General features: G+C 67.0%; 20 protein-coding genes and 1 pseudogene. 13 read left to right on the forward strand and 8 right to left on the reverse strand.

Annotated elements, in window-relative coordinates:
• Nucleotides 1–79 precede the first annotated feature (79 nt).
• From ABIC50_RS32250 to trhA, 3 genes are all read left to right on the forward strand, one after another.
• Complete coding sequence (locus ABIC50_RS32250; RefSeq protein ID WP_354168809.1) at nt 80–2,158, forward strand: carbon starvation CstA family protein; 2,079 nt, start codon at nt 80–82, stop codon at nt 2,156–2,158.
• 12 nt (nt 2,159–2,170) lie between these two features.
• Complete coding sequence (locus tag ABIC50_RS32255; RefSeq protein WP_006761279.1) at nt 2,171–2,377, forward strand: YbdD/YjiX family protein; 207 nt, start codon at nt 2,171–2,173, stop codon at nt 2,375–2,377.
• A 214-nt stretch (nt 2,378–2,591) separates the two neighbouring features.
• Nucleotides 2,592–3,212, forward strand: a complete 621-nt coding sequence (gene trhA / locus ABIC50_RS32260) for a PAQR family membrane homeostasis protein TrhA (protein ID WP_006761278.1) — start codon at nt 2,592–2,594, stop codon at nt 3,210–3,212.
• Between the two features lie 21 nt (nt 3,213–3,233).
• Here trhA and ABIC50_RS32265 read toward each other — a convergent pair whose 3' ends face one another.
• Both ABIC50_RS32265 and ABIC50_RS32270 read right to left on the reverse strand, forming a co-directional pair.
• Nucleotides 3,234–3,665, reverse strand: a complete 432-nt coding sequence (locus ABIC50_RS32265; RefSeq protein WP_354168847.1) for a nuclear transport factor 2 family protein — start codon at nt 3,663–3,665, stop codon at nt 3,234–3,236.
• 117 nt (nt 3,666–3,782) lie between these two features.
• A pseudogene (locus tag ABIC50_RS32270) lies at nt 3,783–4,127 on the reverse strand (DOPA 4,5-dioxygenase family protein); the annotation flags it as partial.
• A 493-nt stretch (nt 4,128–4,620) separates the two neighbouring features.
• Between ABIC50_RS32270 and ABIC50_RS32275 the strand changes: the two are divergent.
• The 4 genes from ABIC50_RS32275 (at nt 4,621) to ABIC50_RS32290 (ending at nt 6,140) form a co-directional block, all read left to right on the forward strand.
• Nucleotides 4,621–4,995: a hypothetical protein gene (locus ABIC50_RS32275; RefSeq protein ID WP_354168811.1), complete on the forward strand. Its 375-nt coding sequence runs from the start codon at nt 4,621–4,623 to the stop codon at nt 4,993–4,995.
• A 14-nt stretch (nt 4,996–5,009) separates the two neighbouring features.
• On the forward strand, nt 5,010–5,222 hold the full coding sequence (locus tag ABIC50_RS32280) for a hypothetical protein (RefSeq protein WP_175708417.1): 213 nt from the start codon (nt 5,010–5,012) through the stop codon (nt 5,220–5,222).
• Nucleotides 5,219–5,698 (forward strand): hypothetical protein, encoded by a 480-nt coding sequence (locus ABIC50_RS32285; protein ID WP_354168813.1) that lies wholly within the window; start codon nt 5,219–5,221, stop codon nt 5,696–5,698. The genes ABIC50_RS32280 and ABIC50_RS32285 overlap by 4 nt, the downstream gene beginning before the upstream one ends.
• Nucleotides 5,699–5,879: 181 nt before the next feature.
• On the forward strand, nt 5,880–6,140 hold the full coding sequence (locus tag ABIC50_RS32290) for a hypothetical protein (protein WP_006750234.1): 261 nt from the start codon (nt 5,880–5,882) through the stop codon (nt 6,138–6,140).
• Nucleotides 6,141–6,297: 157 nt separating this feature from the next.
• Here ABIC50_RS32290 and hpnH read toward each other — a convergent pair whose 3' ends face one another.
• Nucleotides 6,298–7,458: an adenosyl-hopene transferase HpnH gene (gene hpnH / locus ABIC50_RS32295; protein ID WP_006750235.1), complete on the reverse strand. Its 1,161-nt coding sequence runs from the start codon at nt 7,456–7,458 to the stop codon at nt 6,298–6,300.
• 12 nt (nt 7,459–7,470) lie between these two features.
• Nucleotides 7,471–8,412 (reverse strand): 4-hydroxy-3-methylbut-2-enyl diphosphate reductase, encoded by a 942-nt coding sequence (gene ispH, locus ABIC50_RS32300; RefSeq protein WP_011659818.1) that lies wholly within the window; start codon nt 8,410–8,412, stop codon nt 7,471–7,473.
• 432 nt (nt 8,413–8,844) lie between these two features.
• On the opposite strand from ispH, the gene ABIC50_RS32305 reads away from it, so the two are divergent.
• Nucleotides 8,845–10,032, forward strand: coding sequence for a glycosyltransferase (locus ABIC50_RS32305; protein WP_175656776.1), 1,188 nt, complete (start codon nt 8,845–8,847; stop codon nt 10,030–10,032).
• 108 nt (nt 10,033–10,140) lie between these two features.
• Here ABIC50_RS32305 and ABIC50_RS32310 read toward each other — a convergent pair whose 3' ends face one another.
• Both ABIC50_RS32310 and hpnA read right to left on the reverse strand, forming a co-directional pair.
• Nucleotides 10,141–11,526 (reverse strand): phage tail protein, encoded by a 1,386-nt coding sequence (locus tag ABIC50_RS32310; RefSeq protein WP_354168815.1) that lies wholly within the window; start codon nt 11,524–11,526, stop codon nt 10,141–10,143.
• Nucleotides 11,527–11,634: 108 nt separating this feature from the next.
• Nucleotides 11,635–12,642, reverse strand: a complete 1,008-nt coding sequence (hpnA, locus tag ABIC50_RS32315) for a hopanoid-associated sugar epimerase (protein WP_165753999.1) — start codon at nt 12,640–12,642, stop codon at nt 11,635–11,637.
• Between the two features lie 210 nt (nt 12,643–12,852).
• Here hpnA and ABIC50_RS32320 point away from each other — a divergent pair, with 210 nt between their 5' ends.
• The 3 genes from ABIC50_RS32320 (at nt 12,853) to ABIC50_RS32330 (ending at nt 15,573) form a co-directional block, all read left to right on the forward strand.
• A complete protein-coding gene (locus ABIC50_RS32320) occupies nt 12,853–13,149 on the forward strand; it encodes an acylphosphatase (RefSeq protein ID WP_041491699.1) in 297 nt (98 codons plus the stop codon).
• 12 nt (nt 13,150–13,161) lie between these two features.
• Complete coding sequence (gene rarD, locus ABIC50_RS32325; protein ID WP_354168817.1) at nt 13,162–14,061, forward strand: EamA family transporter RarD; 900 nt, start codon at nt 13,162–13,164, stop codon at nt 14,059–14,061.
• A gap of 387 nt (nt 14,062–14,448) precedes the next feature.
• Nucleotides 14,449–15,573 (forward strand): OpgC domain-containing protein, encoded by a 1,125-nt coding sequence (locus tag ABIC50_RS32330; RefSeq protein ID WP_354168819.1) that lies wholly within the window; start codon nt 14,449–14,451, stop codon nt 15,571–15,573.
• Nucleotides 15,574–15,628: 55 nt separating this feature from the next.
• Here ABIC50_RS32330 and ABIC50_RS32335 read toward each other — a convergent pair whose 3' ends face one another.
• Nucleotides 15,629–15,835, reverse strand: a complete 207-nt coding sequence (locus ABIC50_RS32335; protein ID WP_006753628.1) for a hypothetical protein — start codon at nt 15,833–15,835, stop codon at nt 15,629–15,631.
• A gap of 120 nt (nt 15,836–15,955) precedes the next feature.
• Complete coding sequence (locus ABIC50_RS32340) at nt 15,956–17,479, reverse strand: peptide MFS transporter (protein WP_011659810.1); 1,524 nt, start codon at nt 17,477–17,479, stop codon at nt 15,956–15,958.
• A 498-nt stretch (nt 17,480–17,977) separates the two neighbouring features.
• On the opposite strand from ABIC50_RS32340, the gene ABIC50_RS32345 reads away from it, so the two are divergent.
• Together ABIC50_RS32345 and ABIC50_RS32350 are read left to right on the forward strand one after the other, a co-directional pair.
• The gene (locus ABIC50_RS32345) at nt 17,978–18,556 is read left to right on the forward strand and encodes a cupin domain-containing protein (RefSeq protein ID WP_006753630.1); all 579 of its coding nucleotides are present in this window, start codon (nt 17,978–17,980) and stop codon (nt 18,554–18,556) included.
• A gap of 177 nt (nt 18,557–18,733) precedes the next feature.
• The gene (locus tag ABIC50_RS32350; RefSeq protein WP_354168821.1) at nt 18,734–20,347 is read left to right on the forward strand and encodes a peptide ABC transporter substrate-binding protein; all 1,614 of its coding nucleotides are present in this window, start codon (nt 18,734–18,736) and stop codon (nt 20,345–20,347) included.
• The last annotated feature ends 4 nt before the right edge of the window (nt 20,348–20,351 follow it).

A 20,351-nucleotide genomic window follows, 5' to 3' on the forward strand; every position in this document is an offset into this window, starting at 1 on the left:
CGGCACGACGCATCGACGTCACGCGGGTTCGGCCCCTCGCCGCATCCACTCAAAAACACATTGGAGACCAGGAGACGCCATGAATCGGGCTTCCAGTACCCTGCTCTGGATCGCGGTCGCGCTGCTCGGCGCATTCGCGTTCGGGACGATCGCACTTGGGCACGGCGAACGTGTCAGCGCGCTATGGATCGTGATCGCCGCAGTCTGCGTGTATCTGATCGCATATCGCTTCTACAGCCGCTTCATCGCCAGCAAGGTCATGCAGCTCGACGGGCTGCGGATGACGCCGGCGGTCAAATACAACGACGGCCTCGACTACGTACCGACCAACAAGTACGTGCTGTTCGGCCATCACTTCGCCGCGATCGCCGGCGCCGGGCCGCTCGTCGGCCCCGTGCTCGCCGCGCAGATGGGCTACACGCCCGGCATGCTGTGGATCCTGGCCGGCGTCGTGTTCGCCGGCGCGGTGCAGGACTTCATCGTGCTGTTCATCTCGACGCGCCGCGATGGCCGCTCGCTCGGCGACCTCGTCAAGATGGAGCTCGGCACGGTGCCCGGCGTGATCGCGCTGTTCGGCGCGTTCCTGATCATGGTGATCATCCTCGCGGTGCTCGCGCTGATCGTCGTGAAGGCGCTGACGAATTCGCCGTGGGGCACGTTCACCGTCGCCGCGACGATTCCGATCGCGCTGTTCATGGGCATCTACACGCGCTACATCCGTCCGGGCCGCATCGGCGAAGTGTCGATCATCGGCTTCGTGCTGTTGATGGCATCGATCGCGTTCGGCCAGCACGTGCACGATTCGGCGACGCTCGCCGCGTGGTTCACGTTCAACGGCACGCAGCTCACGTGGATCCTGATCGGCTACGGCTTCGTCGCATCGGTGCTCCCGGTATGGCTGCTGCTCGCGCCGCGCGACTACCTGTCGACGTTCCTGAAGATCGGCACGATCCTCGGCCTCGCGATCGGCATCCTGGTCGTCGCACCGGAACTGAAGATGCCCGCGCTGACGAAGTTCGTCGACGGCACGGGCCCGGTGTGGTCGGGCAACCTGTTCCCGTTCCTGTTCATCACGATCGCGTGCGGCGCGGTGTCGGGTTTCCACGCGCTGATCTCGTCGGGCACGACGCCGAAGCTGATCGACAACGAATCCAACGCGCGCTTCATCGGTTACGGCGCGATGCTGATGGAATCGTTCGTCGCGATCATGGCGCTGGTCGCCGCGTGCGTGATCGAGCCGGGCATCTACTTCGCGATGAACGCGCCGGCGGCCGTGCTCGGCTCGACGCCGGAAGCCGTCGCGAACACGGTCACGCAATGGGGCTTCGTGCTGACGCCCGACATGCTGACGCAGACCGCGAAGGCCGTCGGCGAGACGACGATCATCGCGCGCGCGGGCGGCGCACCGACGCTGGCCGTCGGCATGGCGCACATCCTGCACCAGGTGATCGGCGGCGAAGCGATGATGGCGTTCTGGTATCACTTCGCGATCCTGTTCGAGGCGCTGTTCATCCTAACGGCTGTCGACGCCGGCACGCGCGCGGGCCGCTTCATGCTGCAGGATCTGCTCGGCACGTTCCATCCGGCGCTCAAGCGCACCGAGTCGCTGCCCGCGAACCTGGTCGCCACCGCGCTGTGCGTGGCCGCGTGGGGCTACTTCCTGTACCAGGGCGTGGTCGATCCGCTCGGCGGCATCAACACGCTGTGGCCGCTGTTCGGCATCTCGAACCAGATGCTCGCCGCGATCGCGCTGGTGCTCGGCACCGTCGTGCTGTTCAAGATGAAGCGCGAGCGCTACGCGTGGGTGACGATCGTGCCGACCGCGTGGCTGCTGATCTGCACGCTGACGGCCGGCTGGCAGAAGATTTTCGATTCGAATCCGAAGGTCAGCTTCCTCGCGCACGCCGCGAAGCTGCAGGCCGCGGTGGACGAAGGCAAGGTGCTCGCGCCGGCGAAGTCGATCGCGCAGATGCAGCGCATCATCTTCAACGACTACATCGATGCGGCGCTGGCGGGCCTGTTCATCTTCGTCGTCTTGGCGATCGCGGTGTACGGCCTGCTCGCCGTGCTGCGCGCGCGCCGCGAGTCGAAGCCGACCGTGCGCGAGACGCCGTACGAGCCGATGCCGGCCGCGCAGGCGCTCGGCAGCGGCCGATAACGGGAGGCCGCGATGTTCAGCGATCTCGGCGGCGACCTGCGCAGCGCGGGGCGTTACCTCGGGCAGGCGTTGCGGCTGATGGTCGGCCTGCCCGACTACGACACCTACGTCGCGCACATGCGCGAAACCCATCCGGACCGCGAGCCGATGACGTACGAGGAATTCTTCCGCGAGCGTCAGAATGCGCGGTACGGGTCGGGGGCGGGGAAGTGTTGCTGAACCCGGGCCGGTGAAGCCGCCCGGTAGGGCGGTCCGGTGACGGACCAGGAAGCGCCGCGAAGGCATTCGCTGCGCTTTTTTCTTTTGGGAGCCGGGCGACGCGCGCGGGCCGGCCGTCGCCGCGGCGTTTGACCGGCTTCAGCATGGCTCCCTCGGCGCGCCGGTATCATAGGGCTTTTGCTTTTTCCGATGAATCCGCGCAGGAGAATCCGTCGTGCATGTCGGTGAGCGTTTCAACAGCATTTCCCATCTCGTCGGCGCGGTGTTGTCGGTGGCAGGGCTGGTCGCGCTGGTGACGATGGGCGCGCTCGATCGCGATCCCTACAAGATCGTGAGCTTCAGCGTGTACGGCGCGATGCTGATCCTGCTCTACGCGATCTCGACGCTGTACCACAGCGTGCGCAACCCGCGGCTCAAGGCGATCCTGCAGAAGTGCGACCATTCGGCCATTTATCTGCTGATCGCGGGCAGCTACACGCCCTTCGCGCTCGTCACGCTGCGCGGCCCGTGGGGCTGGTCGCTGTTTGGCGTGAGCTGGGGGCTCGCCGCATTCGGGATCGCGCAGGAGCTCACGCTCGGACGGCGCACGCGCATCGTGTCGATGGTGCTGTACGTGCTGATGGGCTGGCTCGCGCTCGTCGCGATCCGCCCGCTGATCCATGCGTTGCCGCCGGTGGGGACCGCCTGGCTCGTGGCCGGCGGCGTCATCTACAGCGCGGGTATCTACTTCTTCATCAACGACGAGCGCATCCGCCACGGGCACGGCATCTGGCACCTGTTCGTGCTGGCCGGCAGCCTGTGCCAGTTCGTCAGTGTCGCGATGTACGTTGCGTGAGCGTGGGCGGCACCGTGGGCGTCATTCGCGTCCGGCCGTTTGTGCCGCGCCGCGCAGCGCGATGAACCCGACCCATCCCCAGTAGACGCGGTGATGCGCGATCAGCCCGTCGCGCAGATCCATCACCTCGACGAGATCGACCTGATCGCCTTCCGGCGTTTCGCGCGGATATTCCCATATGAGTTGCCGCCCCTTCGAGAAGAACGTGCCCGTGCGGTGCCAGCGTCCGAGCTTGTTGCCCGGATTGCGCAGCCCCGCCGCGAAGAACGCGCCGATCGCGGCCTTGCCGTGCAGCACGCCCGTGCCCTGATCGGGCAGCGTGACGACGATCAGCGGCGTTTCGAGGATCGCGTCGTCCGCGTACAGCGACATCAGCGCGTCGAGGTCGCGTGCGACGACGGCGGCGTGCCAGTCTCGATGGATGCGTTGCGCATCGGTGTCGGCGTGTGTCATGACGGGTTCCGGCAAGCGTGGATAACGGAACCACTGTATTGATGCAACGCCGCCGGACGTTTCAGCGCGAACCGAAACGTCGATGTCGCGCGAGCCCGCCGTCAGCCCCTCGGCCCCCAGCGCGCCGAGATTCAGTTCATGCGATTGGCCGATCCACACCGCGCTGTCGCGGTGGTCGCGCAGTTCGTCGTTCGTGTTCGGATGCAGGAAGATGTCGAGCGCGCCGTGATTCAGCACGAGCCACGGCACGATGGTGTCGAACCGCGTGGCGTCGAACGCGATCTGATACGACCACGCCGGGTGCGGGCCGACGAGGCGTTCGTGAAAGCGGCCGAGCTCGATGATCGCGCCGAACCGTTCTTCGACGACGAGGCGAAACGCCCAGGCCGCGTCGCGACTCGCGGCGTCGAAGTAGACGTGTGCGTGCCAACTGTCGATGGCGGTGGTGTCGATGTCGGACATGGCGGAACTCGAGTGAAGAATGGGGAAGGCATGAGAGCCGTGACATACGGCCGATGCGTAATTATCGCGCTTACTCGTCGGACACGTCTTGTCTCAGAACGGTAAATCGGCGCGGAGGATTTGCCGCGCGTCAGCGAAACCGGCTCGTTCGATAGGATTTTTCTCGCGTGCGTCGATGCATCGTGCATCGCGCCGAAAGCCTTGCCGGGCCAAGCTTCGGCCGAAATCCCAGCGGAAATATGTCATTTCGAAAACTGCAAAGGCGATTCACGAGCTGATTCGAATCGTCTGCGAAAACGCGATCAGGTAGTTGAATGAAATAAAGAAATTCCGCGCAGGCGGCAGTCGCGAATGCGCGGATCGCGCCCCGGCTGCCGGTGCCGAAAATATCAATTGCGGAATCGGCTATTCAAGCGCACGGCCCTGCAGCATACGATGACTACACCGCATCGATCATCGAGATCGATGCGCAAACAACCATCTGGAGGCCATGATGCGATCCCTTGTTTCCCTTGCTGTTCTGTCCGGCGCACTTGCCGTGCTGCCCGTCGCGGGCTTCGCGCAGTCCGTCGACACCGAGTGGCAGAACGCCGCGCCGTTGAGCTGGAAGGCGGCGCGCGCCGAGACCGACGTGCAACTGATGCAGATGACGCGCGCCGGCTATCGTGCGACGGCAGCCGGCAACCAGAACTATCCGCTCGCGATGCAGCGTGCGCTCGAGCGCGTGCACAACCCGTTGCCCGACCGCTCGCACGAAGAGAAGGCGGCGATGGAACAGCGTGCGGCGCGCGACGCGCAGACCGGCCATCCGGTGAAGGCGTTCTTCGTGAAGACCGCGTACTACCTGAAGGGCGAGAACACGTTCTGATGCGGGAGACGAGCATGGCATGCGCGAACCGACTCCCCGCCGCGTTGCGCGCGTCGCTGATCCGCCGTCTGCCGGCGGCGTGCGCGACGCGGCGGCGGGACGACGTGTACGGCGCGCGGCGCCGCGCGAACGGCAATCGCGACGCAAGCCGCGGTGGCGTCGCGTGCCGCACCGCGTGGCCGGCATTCGATGCGGACGACGTTGCCGCAAGCGAGGACGAATCATGAAGGCCGTCCGGAAGGGCCGTCGCCGCCCGCCGTTGACGCGCGAGTGGCTGCTGCCGCTGCCGCCCGCGCATGTGCGCGACATTTCGCTGAAATGCCACATGGCGCTCGTCGCGCTACGCGGCGAGCACGGCAACGAGGCATTGCTGATGCGGCTGCGCACGAGCGTCTATCTGGTGTTCCTCGCGCTCGACGATGTGGTATCCCCCGACGCGAGCATCGACCTTTGCGTCGAGGCGGAGCGCGTGCTCGACGCGAGCGTGGCGCGCGCCGCGCAAAGCGGCGCATGGACGCTGCACGACGACGAATGCGCGGTGCTCGAGCGCGTGCTCGCCGCGAACGACGCGTGTGTCGCGACGCTCACGCGACATCGGCTCGCCGAGCTGTGGAATCACGTCTGCACGTTTGCGTCGGCCGAACAGCCGGCGCTGGTCGCGCACGCGGCGGCGAAGATGCGGGAGCCGGCCGTTCTGCATTGAGCGGCGGCCACGCGACCGACGCCCGGGCCGTGTTTCGTACGAGTCCCATTCACGGGGGCTGACTCTCGCCGTCTAATGTCACGACAGGAGCCGAACGGGTTCGGTCGATGACGATCCATCCTCGCGTTTGCGACGATCGTGCGTGTCGGCGCGAACGCATTCGTTTCAGTCAGGAGGAGCGATGGCGCTATACAGGATCGGCGGCTATTTCACGTGCGGAATCGGCCGCGCATTCAGCGAGAACCTGCCGCCGGGCAGCGAAGTGAAGATCGCGGGCATCTATCGATGCACCGTGTGCGGCGACGAGATCGGCATTGCGAAGTGGCAGACGCTGCCGTCCGAGGAAACCCATCAGCACGATCTCGATCCGCCGTCCGATCCGCTGCTCGATCCCGGCCCGACCGCCTGGCAGCTGATCGCGGCGGCGGAGTCGCGACACTAGCCTGGGCGAGCGGCGTGCGCATTCCGGTGCGTGCGCCGATGTGCGGCCGTCCTATTGACGAGGCCCGACAAAACAAAAGCGCCACGGAGCGAACTCCGTGGCGCTTTCTTGCCGCCTGCCTGCGCGGAGGCGCGAGCCTCCACGTGGCGACACGCGCTTAAGCCGCCGTTGCCGACTTCGCCGGCTTCTGCAGCTTGCCCTTGCCGGCGCGCTGGATTTCGTCGAGCTTGATCTCGACGTGGCGCGAGAACACGTACTCGGCCGGACGCTGCTTCGCGATCGAGATGTCCGGTGCGAACGGGCCGTCGGTCTTGATGCCCTTCTTGCTCACGCGCAGCGCTTTCAGCGGATGCGAGATCGTGTCCATCACGGCGGTGGCTTCGAAGCCGCAGTGGACCATGCAGTCCGCGCACTTCTCGTAGTTGCCGACGCCGTAGTTGTCCCAGTTCGTGTCTTCCATCAGTTCCTTGAAGGTCTTCACGTAACCTTCGCCGACCAGATAGCACGGCTTCTGCCAGCCGAACACGGTGCGCGCGGGGTTGCCCCACGGCGTGCACTTGTACGTCTGGTTGCCGGCCAGGAAGTCGAGGAACAGCGACGACTGGCTGAACGACCAGCGCTTGCCGCCTTCGCCGCGCTTCAGGATCTCGCGGAACAGGTTCTTCGTCTTGTCGCGGTTCAGGAAGTGCTGCTGATCCGGCGCGCGTTCGTAGGCGTAGCCCGGCGACACGGTGATGCCGTCGACGCCGATCGGCCCCAGCGTGTCGAAGAACTTCGCGACGCGCTCGGGGATCGCATCGTTGAACAGCGTGCAGTTGATGTTCACGCGGAAGCCGCGGCGCTTCGCTTCCTTGATGGCCGCGACCGCCTTGTCGTACACGCCTTCCTGCGACACGGAATGGTCGTGCATCTCCTTGTCGCCGTCGAGGTGGACCGACCAGACGAAGTACGGATTCGGCTCGTAGTCGTCCATCTTCTTTTCCATCAGGAGCGCGTTCGTGCACAGGTACACGAATTTCTTGCGCTTCATGATGCCCTTGACGATCTCCGGCATCTCCTTGTGGAGCAGCGGCTCGCCGCCGGCGATCGACACGATGGGCGCGCCGCACTCGTCGACGGCGCCCAGGCATTCCTCGACGGACAGGCGCTGGTTCAGGATCGGGTCCGGATAGTCGATCTTGCCGCAGCCGTTGCACGCGAGGTTGCAGCGGAACAGCGGCTCGAGCATCAGCGCGAGCGGATAGCGTTTGTTGCCGGACAGGTGTTGGCGCATGATGTATGCGCCGACGCGGACTTGCTGGAGCAGCGGAATAGACAAGAGATGTCCTCCTTAAACTTCGCGGGCGACAGCTTGCGTAAGCTTCGCCGGCAACTTGAATTCGACTTTTTCTTCACGGCCCGCCATCGTCGTGACATCGACGGGCCCCAGCGCGCGCAGCGCGCCGATTACATCCTCAACCATTTCCTCGGGTGCCGACGCGCCGGCGGTCAGGCCGACCGTCTGCACGCCCGCGAACCATTCGGGCTTCACTTCCGAGCCGTCGGCGACGAGATAGCTCGGCACGCCGCTTTCGGTGCCGATCTCGCGCAGGCGGTTCGAGTTCGAGCTGTTCGTCGCACCGACGACCAGCAGCACGTCGACCTGGCCGCTCAGCTCGCGCACGGCGGCCTGGCGGTTCTGCGTCGCGTAGCAGATGTCGCGCGTGTCCGGGCCGACGATGTCGGTGAACCGGCGCTGCAGCGCTTCGATGATGCCGCGCGTGTCGTCGACCGACAGTGTGGTCTGCGTCACGTACGCGACCGGCGTATCGACCGGCAGCGTCAGCGTATCGACTTCTGCCTCGCTCTGCACGAGGATCACCTCGGCCGGAATCTGGCCGATCGTGCCTTCGACTTCCGGATGGCCTGCGTGGCCGATCAGGATCAGCCGACGGCCCGCCGCGACGTACTGGCGGCCCTGCACGTGCACCTTCGTGACGAGCGGGCAGGTGGCGTCCAGCACGTCGAGCCCGCGCGTTTCGGCGTCGCGTTCGACCGTCTGGGCGACACCGTGCGCGCTGAAGATCGCCACGGCGCCGTGCGGCACCTCGTCGAGCTCCTCAACGAATCGTGCCCCTTTATTACGCAGATTTTCGACGACATGCCGGTTATGCACGATCTCATGACGCACATAGACCGGCGCGCCGTGCTGTTGCAGCGCGCGATCGACGATCTCGATTGCGCGGACAACCCCCGCACAGAAGCCGCGGGGCTGGGCAAGGATGACTCGCATATATGAGCGAACTCCGACGACAGACGCCGGGGTTCGAGGAGCTGGCACGGCTCGCTCGCCCCGGCTTGATGTTATGAAGGCAGGAACGAACCGGCCAGGCCAGGCCCCGGAACCCCGAATTAATCGCGCATTTTAACCCTATCGGGCCGTCCGTGCTCTGGTGCTGTATCTAGCGTGTTGCATCCACAGCAGAGCCGCGTCGGCGCTGGCGCGCGCGGAACCCGGTAAACTGCGCGCTTTCGCGGGCAGCCGGTTCGGCTGCCCGGCGTCGCGCTCATTTCAAGGCCATTCGATGACCGTCGATTCTTACGCGTATTGCCCTGCCGCCCGTGCGGTCATGGGCGTTTTGACTCCGACCCTCAATATGCTCGACCGATCGTGCGCCGCGGGCGGCCGGGTTGCTCGCGCCGGTGTCCGGCAGGAGGTTTGCCGATGATGCTGGCGATTACCTTCCTGGTGTCCGGCCTGTCGCTGCTGATCTGGATCGTGCTGCTCGTCGCGCGCGGCGGTTTCTGGCGCGCGCGGCCCGCGCGGGCGCTGCCGCCGCAGGCACGCGGCGCGGCGGCCGAGGCCGGCTGGCCGGCCGTCGTCGCGGTCGTGCCGGCGCGCAACGAGGTCGACGTGATCGCCGAGGCGGCGACGTCGTTGCTCGAGCAGGACTATCCGGGTGATTTTCATTTGATCATCGTCGACGACCACAGCGACGACGGCACCGCCGACGCGGCCCGTGCGGCCGCGCTCGCGATCAACCGCGCCGAGCGCCTGACGGTGCTGGCCGCGAAGCCGCTGCCGTCCGGCTGGTCGGGCAAGGTATGGGCGCAGTCGCAGGGCATCGCGGCGGTGCGCACGCTCGGGCTGCCGGCCGACTACCTGCTGCTGACGGATGCCGACATCGGCCATCCGCCCGACGCCGTCGCCCAGCTCGTCACGCGCGCGCAGGCCGAGCAGCGCGATCTCGTGTCGCTGATGGTGCGGCTGCGCTGCGATTCGTTCTGGGAGAAGGCGCTGATTCCGGCGTTCGTGTTCTTCTTCGCGAAGCTCTATCCGTTCTCGTGGATCAACAATCCGCGCAACCGGACGGCCGGCGCCGCGGGCGGCTGCATGCTGGTCAAGCGCAGCGCGCTCGAGGAGGCGGGCGGCATCGAATCGATCCGCGGCGCGCTGATCGACGACTGCAGCCTCGCCGCGCAGATCAAGCATCGCGGCAGCGGCCGGCATCCGATCCGGCTCGATCTGGCCGAGCGTAGCGTGTCGCTGCGTCCGTACGACAGCTGGCGCGACATCTGGAACATGATCGCGCGCACCGCGTTCACGCAGCTCCATTATTCGCCGCTGCTGCTCGCCGGCACGCTGCTCGGGATGACGATCATCTACCTGGTGCCGCCCGTCGCCGCGCTGGCGTACGGCGCGCGCGCGTGGCCGGCGTGGCTCGCGTGGGCGTCGATGTGCACCGCGTATGCGCCGATGCTGCGCTACTACCGGCGCTCGCCGCTGTGGGCGCCCGCGTTGCCGCTCGTCGCGCTGTTCTACGTCGGCGCGACGTTCGCGTCCGCGTGGCGCTACTGGCGCGGCAAGGGCGGCCAGTGGAAGGCACGGGTGCAGGCGCCGGTGGAGCGTTGAACTGAATGATGCCGGCGTGTGCCGGCTGACGTCCGGACTTTGGAAAGCGGACAGCCCGATCGGTGCGAACCGATCGGGCTGTTTCTTTTGCGGCGGTGCTGCGCCCGCTTACCGCTGCGTCAGCATCATGTACATCTGGATCACGACGTCCGGCGAGAACGTGAACGGCACCCAGCCGTAGCCGGTGTGGCGCGCGACCAGCAGGCGGTCGCCGTTCGACTGCTTCTGCACGGCCATCATCGGGTTCTTCGTCGTCACGAAGCGCCAGCCGGCCGGGATGCCGGGCGGCGGTTCCGGCTGCATCGACGCGCGCGCATGCGCGAGTTCCTCGATCAGCTGGCCCAGCTGCTCCGGGTGCAGCGTGATCGACTGGCCGTTGACGGTCAGCGTCAGTTCGTTCTGCGACGGGCGAGCGACGTGCAGCGTCGGCTTGTCCGCGGGCGTGTCCGCGGCTTCGATAGGGGCGACTTCGATCGCGCCGGCGGCGCCGTTCGTCGCGACGACGGCGGTGCTCGCATCGGCCGGCGCCGCAGCGCCTTCATCGGCGGCAACTGGCGCGGCAGCGGGTTCGACAATCGGTTCGACGACTTCGGCCGTGACGACTTCGGCTGCAACGGCCATCGCGGTGTCGGACGCCGCCGGGTTCGTCGCCGCGTCCTTCACGACGGCTTCGACGAGCGCTTCCGCGTCGGCGATCGCCTTCGCGTGACGCTCGGCGATCGCTTCGCTGTGGCGTTGCGTGACGGCCTCGGCCTCGGCAGTTGCCTGCGCGTGGCGTTGCGCGGCCGCGTCGGCTTGTGCGATGGCTTCGGTATGGCGCTGCGTGATGGCTTGCGCTTCGGCGGTCGCATCGGCGTGGCGCTGCGCGGCGGCTTCCGCTTCTGCGATCGCCTGCAGATGACGCTGCGCGAGCGCTTCGGCCTCGGCGATCGCGGCCGCGTGACGTTGCGTCGCGGCCTCGGCTTCGGCGGTCGCATCCGCGTGGCGTTTCGCGGCGGCCGCGGCCTCCGCGGTAGCGGCGGCATGACGCTGCGCGGCGGCTTCCGCTTCGGTCGCGGCGGCGTGATGACGTTGCGCGGCGGCCTCGGCTTCGGCGATCGCGGCCGCATGGCGCTGCGACGCCGCTTCCGCATCCGCGTGACGCTGGGCGAGCGCTTCGGTCAGCGCGGTCGCTTCGGTGTGTCGCTGGACGGCGGCTTCGGCCTGCGCGGCGGCTTCGTTGTGGCGTTGGGCGGCGGCTTCGGCCGCGGCGGTGGCATCGGCGTGGCGCTGCTGCGCGGCGGTGGCGTCGGCGGCGGCGGCCGTGTGGCGCTGCGCGGCGGCCAGCGCTTCGGTCTCCGCCGCGGCGTGACGCTCGGCGGCGGCCTGGGCTTCCGCCGCGGCGGCGCGCGCGAACGCTTCCGCGCTGCGTGCCGCCTGCTGCGCGGCGTGGTGATCGTGGAGCAGCTGATCGACGCCCGCGTTGAGCGAATCGATCTGATCGTTCAGGTTCATGCGTGTCTTCTCTGCGTAAGACCCGCGATTTTAACCGCTGCGCCGGTGCCGGTCCGTCAGCGACGTGTAACAAAGTGCGCAAAGCGGCGTGAAGCACGCCGCGTTGTGCTATTTCAGGTAGCCCGCCGAGCCGAACCAGTCGAGCGCGTCGCGCAGCCCTTCGCGGTACGGACGCGCGCGGTAGCCAAGCTCGCGCTCGGCCTTCGCGGACGTGAAATACATCTTGTTCTTCGACATCCGCAGCCCGTCGACGGTCACGAACGGCTCCTTCTTCGTGAACTTCGCGACGGCCTCCGCGCCGAGCGCGAGCGGGTAGAGCGGCCAGCGCGGCAGCGCGATCGTCGGCGCCTTGCGGCCCGTCATCTGCGCGATGTCGGCCAGCATCTGCTGCAGCGGCAGGTTCTCGCCGCCGAGGATGTAGCGCTCGCCGATCCGGCCGCGCTCGAGCGCGAGGAAGTGGCCGTGCGCGACGTCGTCGACATGCACGAGGTTCAGGCCGGTATCGACGAACGCCGGAATCTTGCCGAGCGCGGCCTCGACGATGATGCGGCCGGTCGGCGTCGGCTTCACGTCGCGCGGGCCGATCGGCGTCGACGGATTGACGATCACGGCCGGCAGCCCTTCGTCGGCGATCATCCGCTCGACCGCGCGCTCGGCCAGCACCTTGCTGCGCTTGTATACGCCGATCGCCTGCTCGGCGGTCAGCGGCCGGTTTTCGTCGGACGGATCGCCGGCGCTCGTGACCTTCAGCGTCGCGACGCTGCTCGTGTAGACGATCCGCTCGACGCCTTCGGCACGCGCCGCGCGCATCGTCGCGACCGCGCCTTCGAGGTTCGCACGCTCGATCTCGTCCGGATCCGGCGCCCACAGCCGATAGTCGGCCGCGACGTGCAGCAGGTAGCGCACGCCGCGCAGCGCGGCGCGCATCGAAGCCTCGTCGCGCATGTCGCCGGTGACGATCTCGGCGTCGAGATCCGCGACGTTCGTGCGCGGGCTGGTCGGGCGCACCAGCACGCGCACCGCATAGCCTTTCTGCTGCGCGATGCGCGCGACGGCCGAGCCGACGAAACCGGACGCGCCGGTGACGAGAACGAGATCGCGGGTGGTATCAGTCATGCGTTTCCTTCAGGGCCGCGCGGGCGGCGCGGCGGTTGTGCGTCGGCGAGATTGTACGTGGTCGGCGCGCCCGGCGACGCGAGCGCCGCGCGGGCGGCCGCACTGCGCGGCCACACCGGGCGGCGGCAGATGGCCGGCCTGCCGGGCGCGTGTAGGAAGCGGCCGACGCGACTACAATGCCGGGCTTGAATGCAACAGGAGGGCGACGCGATGAGCCGTAATGAACTGGACGAACGGATCGAGACCTACTACGTGCGGGTGCGCGGCGTCGTGCAGGGCGTCGGCTTCCGGCACGCGACGGTGCGCGAGGCGCATGCGCTGAAGCTGCGTGGTTGGGTCGCGAATCTCGAGGATGGCAGCGTCGAGGCGATGATCCAGGGCCCCGGCGCGCAGATCGACCGGATGCTCGCGTGGCTGCGCCACGGGCCGCCGGCCGCACGCGTGACCGAGGTCACGTTCGAGGAACGTCTGATCGAAAGGCGCTTCGATCGCTTCCAGCAGCAGTAAGGCGAAAACAACATGACGGGGTATCCGGAGGCCGGGCGCGGCATCATGCTGTCGGTGCTCGCGTCGACGCTGTTCGCGCTGATGTCCGCTTACGCGAAACTGCTCGCGCCGCTTACGGGGCTCGACATCTTCGCGTGGCGCATCGTGTGGACCGCACCGGGCGCGCTCGCGCTGATCGCGCTGCGCGGCCGCTGGCCCGCGCTCGTCGAGCTGGTCCGACGCAGCGTGCGCGACTGGCGCCTGCTGATCGCGCTGCCGGTGAGCGCGGCGCTGCTCGGCCTGCAGCTGTGGCTGTTCCTGTGGGCGCCGCTGCACGGGCGCATGCTCGAAGTGTCGCTCGGCTATTTCCTGCTGCCGCTGACGATGGTGCTCGTCGGCCGCTTCTACTATCACGAACGACTCGATCCGCTGCAATGGGCGGCGGTCGCCTTCGCGGCGCTCGGCGTCGCGCACGAGGTGTGGGCGACGCGCGCGTTCGCGTGGCCGACGCTCGTCGTCGCACTCGGCTATCCGCCGTATTTCGTGCTGCGCCGCCGGATCAACGCCGATTCGCTGGCCGCGTTCGCGGTCGAGATCGTGCTGCTGTGTCCGTTCGCGCTCGCGATGGTGTCGACGAGCGCGACGCCGGTCGCCGGCCATCCGCTGTTGTGGGCCGCGCTGCTGCCCGGGCTCGGCGTGCTCAGCACGCTCGCGCTCGCGAGCTACCTGAAGGCGAGCCGGATGCTGCCGATGGCGCTGTTCGGCATCCTCGGCTACGTCGAGCCCGTGCTGCTCGTCGCGGTGTCGCTGCTGCTGCTCGGCGAGACGCTGAGCGTCGCGCAGCTAGCGACGTACGCGCCGATCTGGGTCGCCGTCGCGCTGACCGCATGGCACAGCGCGATGCTGATGCGGCGCCTGCCCGCGCGTCGCTGAGCGTTGTCTTTCGCGGCACGACGGCCGCGCGGAAACGGGCTACGCGTTGCGGGTTCGTCGCGTCGAATGCCGCGATGCTGGCGTCGAACTGGCGACGCACTGACGTCACGCTGACCGCGTCGCCAGCTTCGACTCGTCGCTGTCACGCGTGTAATCGAACAGAAGATTCCGTTGCATTTTGTTACTTAGGGTATCCCCCGATCGGCCACTAGACTGATCTGACCGTCTTCTCTTCGTATGCGGCTTTTCCATGAACGGTCATCTCCGTGCCGGACCGGCCGGGCTGGCGCGATGCGAGCATACGCGTATCGCCGCTGATCGGCTGCGCCTTCTTCCTTTCGACTCCTCCACCGGCGCATCCCGCGCCGTGCTCGCGCGGGTGCGGCCATGTCGCTGAGCATGCCGCCCGCCGCCGCGGCTGCGCCGGCGCGCGGCGGCCGCCTGATCGAAGTCGATTTCTTCCGCGGGATCGTGCTGCTGATGATCGTCGTCGATCACATCAGTGCGAGCGTGCTGTCGCGCGTGACGCTCCACGCGTTCGCGCTGTGCGACGCGGCCGAGGTGTTCGTGTTCCTCGGCGGCTTCGCGACCGCGAGCGCCTACGGCGCGATCGCCGACCGGCACGGCGCGCGCGCCGCGCAGCGGCGGTTCGTGCACCGCGCGATGCAGATCTATCGCGCGTTTCTCGCGACGTCGACGCTGATGCTCGTCGTGTCCGCCGTGCTCGACCATTACGGGATCGACGCGCCGAACCTCGCGCTCGACGACGTCAGCGTGGTGCTCGCGTCGCCGCTCACCGGCGCGGCCGAGCTGCTCACGTTCCAGCGCCAGCCGTATCTCGCGTCGGTGCTGCCGATGTACGTGTTGTTCGCGCTCGCGTCGCCGGTCGTCGTGCCGTTCGCGCGCCGCCACCCGTGGCTGCTCGTCGCGTTCAGCGCGGCGTCGTGGCTCGCGGCCGGCTGGCTCGGCCCCGAACTGCTGGACACCGATGCGTTCCGCTGGAGCTTCAACCCGTTCGCGTGGCAGCTGATGTTCGTCGGCGGCGTGCTCGCGCGCAGCCAGCCGTTCTACCGGCACGTCGCGCTCGGGCGCTGGAGCGCCGCGGCGACCGGCGTCGCGTGTGCGATCGTGCTCGGCTGCGCGAGCTACAAGCTGTTCTCGGGGCTGCCGGTGCCGGAAGGCGTGCTCAAGCGCGATCTCGCGCTGCCGCGCATCGTGAGCTTCGCGGCGCTCGCGTGGCTGATGGGCGACTGCGTGCGCTACGGATGGATCGCGCGCATTGCGCACGCCGTGCAGCCCGTCGTCGCGGTCGGCCGGCGCGGCCTGATCTGCTTCGTCGCGGGCGCGGCGATCTCGCTCGTCATCGATTCGCTGCTGCATCCGGTCGCGAACGGCGCCGAGCTGCGGCATATCGGCGTGGGCCTCGCGGCCGACGCGTGCGCGGTGGGGCTGATGATGGCCGTGGCCGGATCGGGATCGTGGTTCGCGCGCTGGCGCGGCGCGGCCGCATGAGCGGCGCGGGAGCGTGCGCAGGCGGCACGCAAGGGGCCGCGCGGCGTCGGTGCGCTCAGTGAGGTGAGCCGATGCGGGAGCGGGGGACCGCCGTCGCGTCGTCGGATTCGGCGTCGTCGCGTTCGTCGGACTTCGGATCGTCCTCCTGCGCGAGCACCGCGTCGGCTTCGGCCGCGGCCCGGGCGGCGCGCAATGCGGTGCAGCGCTGCGCGTGCCGGATGTCCGACAGTATCCTCAAGAGCCGAGTCGTTTTGCTTTTCATGATGTTCTCCCGCCAGTGCGCACCGCGATGGAACGGTTGCGCCGTTGCAACCAGTGTAGGACGTGCTGGCCGTGCTGGCGGGAGAATGTGGCGTGCATGCCGCACGCCGAGGGATAGTACTTACTGAGCCGAGGCCATCGCCTGCGCCTGCACCGCTTCTTCCTCGCGGCGCTCGTCCGCGCAGCGCTGATGCTGGCGCGACAGGCGGTTCATCATCGGCAGCAGCAGCAGCGCCAGCAGCATGCCGATCGCGGCGAGCCAGCCGAGCTTCTCGAACAGCGAAAGATAGAGCGGCAGCGATTCGGTGGCCGGCAGGTCGTGCGACGGCATCTGCGCGAAGTTCGCGACGACGCTGCCCAGATACTGCGACACACCCGTCGCGACGAAATACGCGCCCATCATGAAGCCGCTCATGCGCGCCGGCACGTAGCGGGCGATCATCGCGAGGCCGAGGCCGCTCACCAGCAGTTCGCCGAGCGAGTAGAGGCCGTAGCCCCACACCATGAACCACGACGACACGCGACCATCGACCGCGTAGCGGCCGCTGATCGTGAACACCAGGTAGCCGGCCGCCACCGCGCCGAAGCCGAATGCGTACTTCGCCGCGACCGGCAGGTCACGGCCGCTCTTCGAGAACGCGTTGTAGATCCACACGAGCAGCGGGCTCAGCATCATGATCCAGATCGGGTTCAGTGCCTGGAACTGCGCGGCGCTCCACGTGAACAGCGTCGTGCCGAACAGGATGAAGCGCGGATCGACGTTGCGCAGCGCGAACAGCGTCAGCGACGTCGACATCTGCACGTAGAAGATGAAGAACAGGATCACCTGGCCGATCAGCACCAGCGCCGCGATCAGGCCCGCGCGCTCCGAACGCTCCGACTTCGCGATCATGTACGCGAAGATCGCCAGGATCGCGAACGCGGCCGTCCACACGCTCGCGACCGCGAGCTGCTTGTGCTGCAGCACGTACAGCGTGATCAGCGCGAGCGCGACGCCGCCTGCCGCCACGCCGCCGAGGCGCTTCCAGCGGATCGGTTCGTCGTCGGGCTGCGAGCCGATGTGCGCGAGCGTGCGGTGCATCAGCATGAAGTTCAGGATCGCGAGCAGCATGCCGCCGCAGCAGACCGCGAACGCGGTGTGCCAGCCCCAGTGATCCTTGATCCACGGCGTCGCGAGCATCGACACGGTCGAGCCGATGTTGACCGCCATGTAGTAGATCGTGAACGCGCTGTCGATGCGCGCGTCGTCGCCTTCGTAGATGCGGCGCACGAGGTTCGCCGCGTTGGCCTTGAACAGGCCGTTGCCGACGACGATCACGCCGAGCGACGCGTACATGTACGCCAGCGCGTCGTTCGGAACCGCCAGCATCAGGTAGCCGGCGCACAGCACGGCCGCGCCGATGATCATCGTGCGACGGGCGCCGAGCACCTTGTCGCCGATCCAGCCGCCGATCGACGGCGACGCGTAGACGAGCGCGGTAAACGCGCCCCAGGTCAGGTTCGCATGGCTGTCGGTGAAACCGAGCCGGTCGACCATGAAGAGGACCAGAAGCGCGGCCATGCCGTAGTAGCCGAAGCGCTCCCACATTTCGATGAGGAAGACCGTCGTAAACGATCGGGTTTGTGAAACAGGTGCGTGCATCATCAATCTCGTTTCAAACGGACGGCGCGGATCGCGCGTCGCCTTGGGGTCGAACTGGCGCCGTAGCACGGGGGCCGGGTAGGCTTTGCGTCGGCGATGGAGCAGTCGGGCGGGTTAGCCCGGGCCGGGGTCGGACACCGTCGAATAAGGCGGTGCGCGGCCTCGACCGGCGCGCGAATGGTAACGTTTGCCGGTCCGGTGCGTCGGGTCCGCGCCACTCAGGGAAACTCCCAATATGGCAGCAGCTTTCAGGAACATTTGTCTCGTCATTTACTTGTAAGCTCTGCGCCCGTTCTCCGCAAATTCCCGGAGAGCCGCTTGCAGCTTGCCTGTGAAGCCGGCGAGTCTGGCAAGATAGCGCGTCGTTTCGCACGCTTCGTGCCCTGTTTAGTGCACCGGGCTCGACACCGAAGACGTGTGCGAACCTGAAGATTAAGGCATCTCGATTTAACTTAGTTACTTTCCATCAAACATTTTTTGACGACCACTTTTCGGCCTGCTATGGTTTCCCCCACTGAAAACTCGCGATCGGCAGACGCTGCCGCTCTGGGCAGCAAGATTCGCGCGTTGCGCCAACGACTCAAGCGCACGCTCGACGACACCGCTACCGCCGCGGGTATTTCGAAGCCGTTTCTGTCTCAAGTCGAGCGCGGGCTCGCGTCGCCGTCACTGACGTCGCTGGCCGGTATCGCACAGGCGCTCGGCGTGACGGTGCAGTACTTCGTGGACACACCGAGCGAGGAACGCTCGGTCTGCAGAGGCGAGCAGTTGCGCTTCTTCGGATTCGCCGATTCGGCGAATTTGTTCGCGAGGCTGACGAACGTGTCCGAAGGGCGTCAGCTCGAGGCGATCCTCGTGCGGTTGCCGCCGGGGCAGAAGCGGTCGGAAGTAACGACGCATGCAGGAGAGGAATTCCTGTATGTGATTGAAGGGGAAGTGTCGCTGACGCTGGAAGGCAAGACGTTCGTCCTGCAGGCCGGCGACAGCTCGCACTATCAGTCGACGGTCCCGCACAGCTGGGTCAACACCGCGAAGATCGAGTCGGTGGTGGTCTGGGTCGGTACACCGAGGCTGTTCTAACGCACAGGTATTCCTTCGTTTCAGAGACGGAATGCCTGTCGAAAGAAACGTAAGGAATACTAAGATGCAATACGAGAACCACGGGCCTCCCCAATCGCTGCACCCGTCAGCGTCTCAAGCGTAACCGCGGCATTCGCCGCGCGACGCTCACCGAACAACCTTCTCAAGACCGCCACGATGAAATCCTTGCATGCCATGTCGGCCGTGCTGGCCGCGCTCGCCCTGACGACGCCCGCCGCTCACGCCGTGACCGTTCCGTCGAACGTCGCGCTCGCTCCTCAACAGGACCTGACGCGCCAGGTGCCCGCCGAAGTCGAGTCGCTCGACCCGGCGCACATCGAATCGTGGACGGGCAACACGATCGGCCTCGATCTGTTCGAAGGGCTCGCCCGCATCGACGCGGCCGGCCAGATCGTGCCGGGCGTCGCGCAGTCGTGGGAGCGCAAGACGCCGCAGACGTGGATCTTCAAGCTGCGCCACGATGCGAAGTGGAGCAACGGCCAGCCGGTGACGGCCGCCGATTTCGTCTATTCGTGGCAGCGTCTCGTCGATCCGAAGACGGGCTCGAAGTACACGATCCTCGTCGAGTTCATCAAGAACTCGAAGGACATCATCGCCGGCAAGGCCGCGCCGACGACGCTCGGCGTGCGCGCCGTCGACCCGTACACGCTGGAAGTGACGACCGACGTGCCCGTCGCGTTCTTCCCCGAGCTGACCGCGATGGCGCCGCTCGCACCGGTGAACAAGGACACCGTCGCGAAGTTCGGCGACGCATGGACGCGCCCCGGCAACATCGTCAGCAACGGCGCATACCAGCTCATCGACTGGCAGCCGAACAATCGCATCGTGGCGACCAAGGATGCGAAGTACTGGAACGCGTCGAAGGTCGTGATCAACAAGGTCACGTACCTGCCGATCGAAAGCGACGAAACCGCGATGCGCATGTACCAGGCCGGCCAGATCGACTACAGCTACTCGATCCCGTCGGGCATCTTCCAGCAGGTCAGCAAGCAGTTCGGCGGCGAACTGCGCCCGGGCCTGCAGCTCGCGACCTACTACTACTACCTGAACAACAGCGACGCGGCGCTCAAGGACAAGCGCGTGCGCCAGGCGCTGTCGATGGTGATCGATCGCGACGTGCTGACGTCGAAGCTCACGCAGGCCGGCGAGAAGCCGATGTACGGGCTGATGCCGAACGGCACGAAGGGCGCGCAGCCGTTCACGCCGGAATGGGCGTCGTGGCCGATGGCCAAGCGTGTCGCGACCGCGAAGGACCTGCTCAAGCAGGCCGGCTACTCGGACGCGAAGCCGCTGTCGTTCACGCTCACGTACAACACCAACGACCTGCACAAGAAGGTCGCGCTGTTCACCGCATCGGAATGGCGCACGAAGCTCGGCATCAACACGAAGCTCGAGAACGTCGAGTTCAAGGTGCTGATGAAGGAACGGCATGACGGCAAGGTGCAGATCGCGCGCGACGGCTGGTTCGCCGACTACAACGACGCGATGACCTTCTTCGACCTGATCCGCTGCGGCAGCTCGCAGAACACCGTCGGCTACTGCAACAAGCAGATGGACTCGCTCGTCGACGAAGGCAACCAGAAGCTCGACGACAAGGCGCGCACCGCGCTGCTCACGCAGGCGCACGACACGGCGATGAACGACACGCCGATGGTGCCGCTGTTCCAGTACTCGGCCGATCGTCTCGTGAAGCCCTACGTGGGCGGCTACTCGCTGAAGAACGTGATCGACATGCGTGCGTCGCAGGACATGTACCTGATCAAGCACTGAGCGG

Source organism: Burkholderia sp. 567 (assembly GCF_040545115.1).
Lineage (GTDB): Bacteria > Pseudomonadota > Gammaproteobacteria > Burkholderiales > Burkholderiaceae > Burkholderia > Burkholderia ambifaria.

Bases quoted from the DNA above. Each gene is read 5' to 3' on its own strand.
- ABIC50_RS32250 (WP_354168809.1), top strand. From the start codon at position 80: ATGAATCGGGCTTCCAGTACCCTGCTCTGGATCGCGGTCGCGCTGCTC.
- ABIC50_RS32255 (WP_006761279.1), top strand. From the start codon at position 2,171: ATGTTCAGCGATCTCGGCGGCGACCTGCGCAGCGCGGGGCGTTACCTC.
- ABIC50_RS32265 (WP_354168847.1), bottom strand. From the start codon at position 3,665: ATGACACACGCCGACACCGATGCGCAACGCATCCATCGAGACTGGCAC.
- ABIC50_RS32275 (WP_354168811.1), top strand. From the start codon at position 4,621: ATGCGATCCCTTGTTTCCCTTGCTGTTCTGTCCGGCGCACTTGCCGTG.
- ABIC50_RS32280 (WP_175708417.1), top strand. From the start codon at position 5,010: ATGGCATGCGCGAACCGACTCCCCGCCGCGTTGCGCGCGTCGCTGATC.
- ABIC50_RS32285 (WP_354168813.1), top strand. From the start codon at position 5,219: ATGAAGGCCGTCCGGAAGGGCCGTCGCCGCCCGCCGTTGACGCGCGAG.
- ABIC50_RS32290 (WP_006750234.1), top strand. From the start codon at position 5,880: ATGGCGCTATACAGGATCGGCGGCTATTTCACGTGCGGAATCGGCCGC.
- ispH (WP_011659818.1), bottom strand. From the start codon at position 8,412: ATGCGAGTCATCCTTGCCCAGCCCCGCGGCTTCTGTGCGGGGGTTGTC.
- ABIC50_RS32305 (WP_175656776.1), top strand. From the start codon at position 8,845: ATGATGCTGGCGATTACCTTCCTGGTGTCCGGCCTGTCGCTGCTGATC.
- ABIC50_RS32310 (WP_354168815.1), bottom strand. From the start codon at position 11,526: ATGAACCTGAACGATCAGATCGATTCGCTCAACGCGGGCGTCGATCAG.
- hpnA (WP_165753999.1), bottom strand. From the start codon at position 12,642: ATGACTGATACCACCCGCGATCTCGTTCTCGTCACCGGCGCGTCCGGT.
- ABIC50_RS32320 (WP_041491699.1), top strand. From the start codon at position 12,853: ATGAGCCGTAATGAACTGGACGAACGGATCGAGACCTACTACGTGCGG.
- rarD (WP_354168817.1), top strand. From the start codon at position 13,162: ATGACGGGGTATCCGGAGGCCGGGCGCGGCATCATGCTGTCGGTGCTC.
- ABIC50_RS32330 (WP_354168819.1), top strand. From the start codon at position 14,449: ATGTCGCTGAGCATGCCGCCCGCCGCCGCGGCTGCGCCGGCGCGCGGC.
- ABIC50_RS32335 (WP_006753628.1), bottom strand. From the start codon at position 15,835: ATGAAAAGCAAAACGACTCGGCTCTTGAGGATACTGTCGGACATCCGG.
- ABIC50_RS32340 (WP_011659810.1), bottom strand. From the start codon at position 17,479: ATGATGCACGCACCTGTTTCACAAACCCGATCGTTTACGACGGTCTTC.
- ABIC50_RS32345 (WP_006753630.1), top strand. From the start codon at position 17,978: ATGGTTTCCCCCACTGAAAACTCGCGATCGGCAGACGCTGCCGCTCTG.
- ABIC50_RS32350 (WP_354168821.1), top strand. From the start codon at position 18,734: ATGAAATCCTTGCATGCCATGTCGGCCGTGCTGGCCGCGCTCGCCCTG.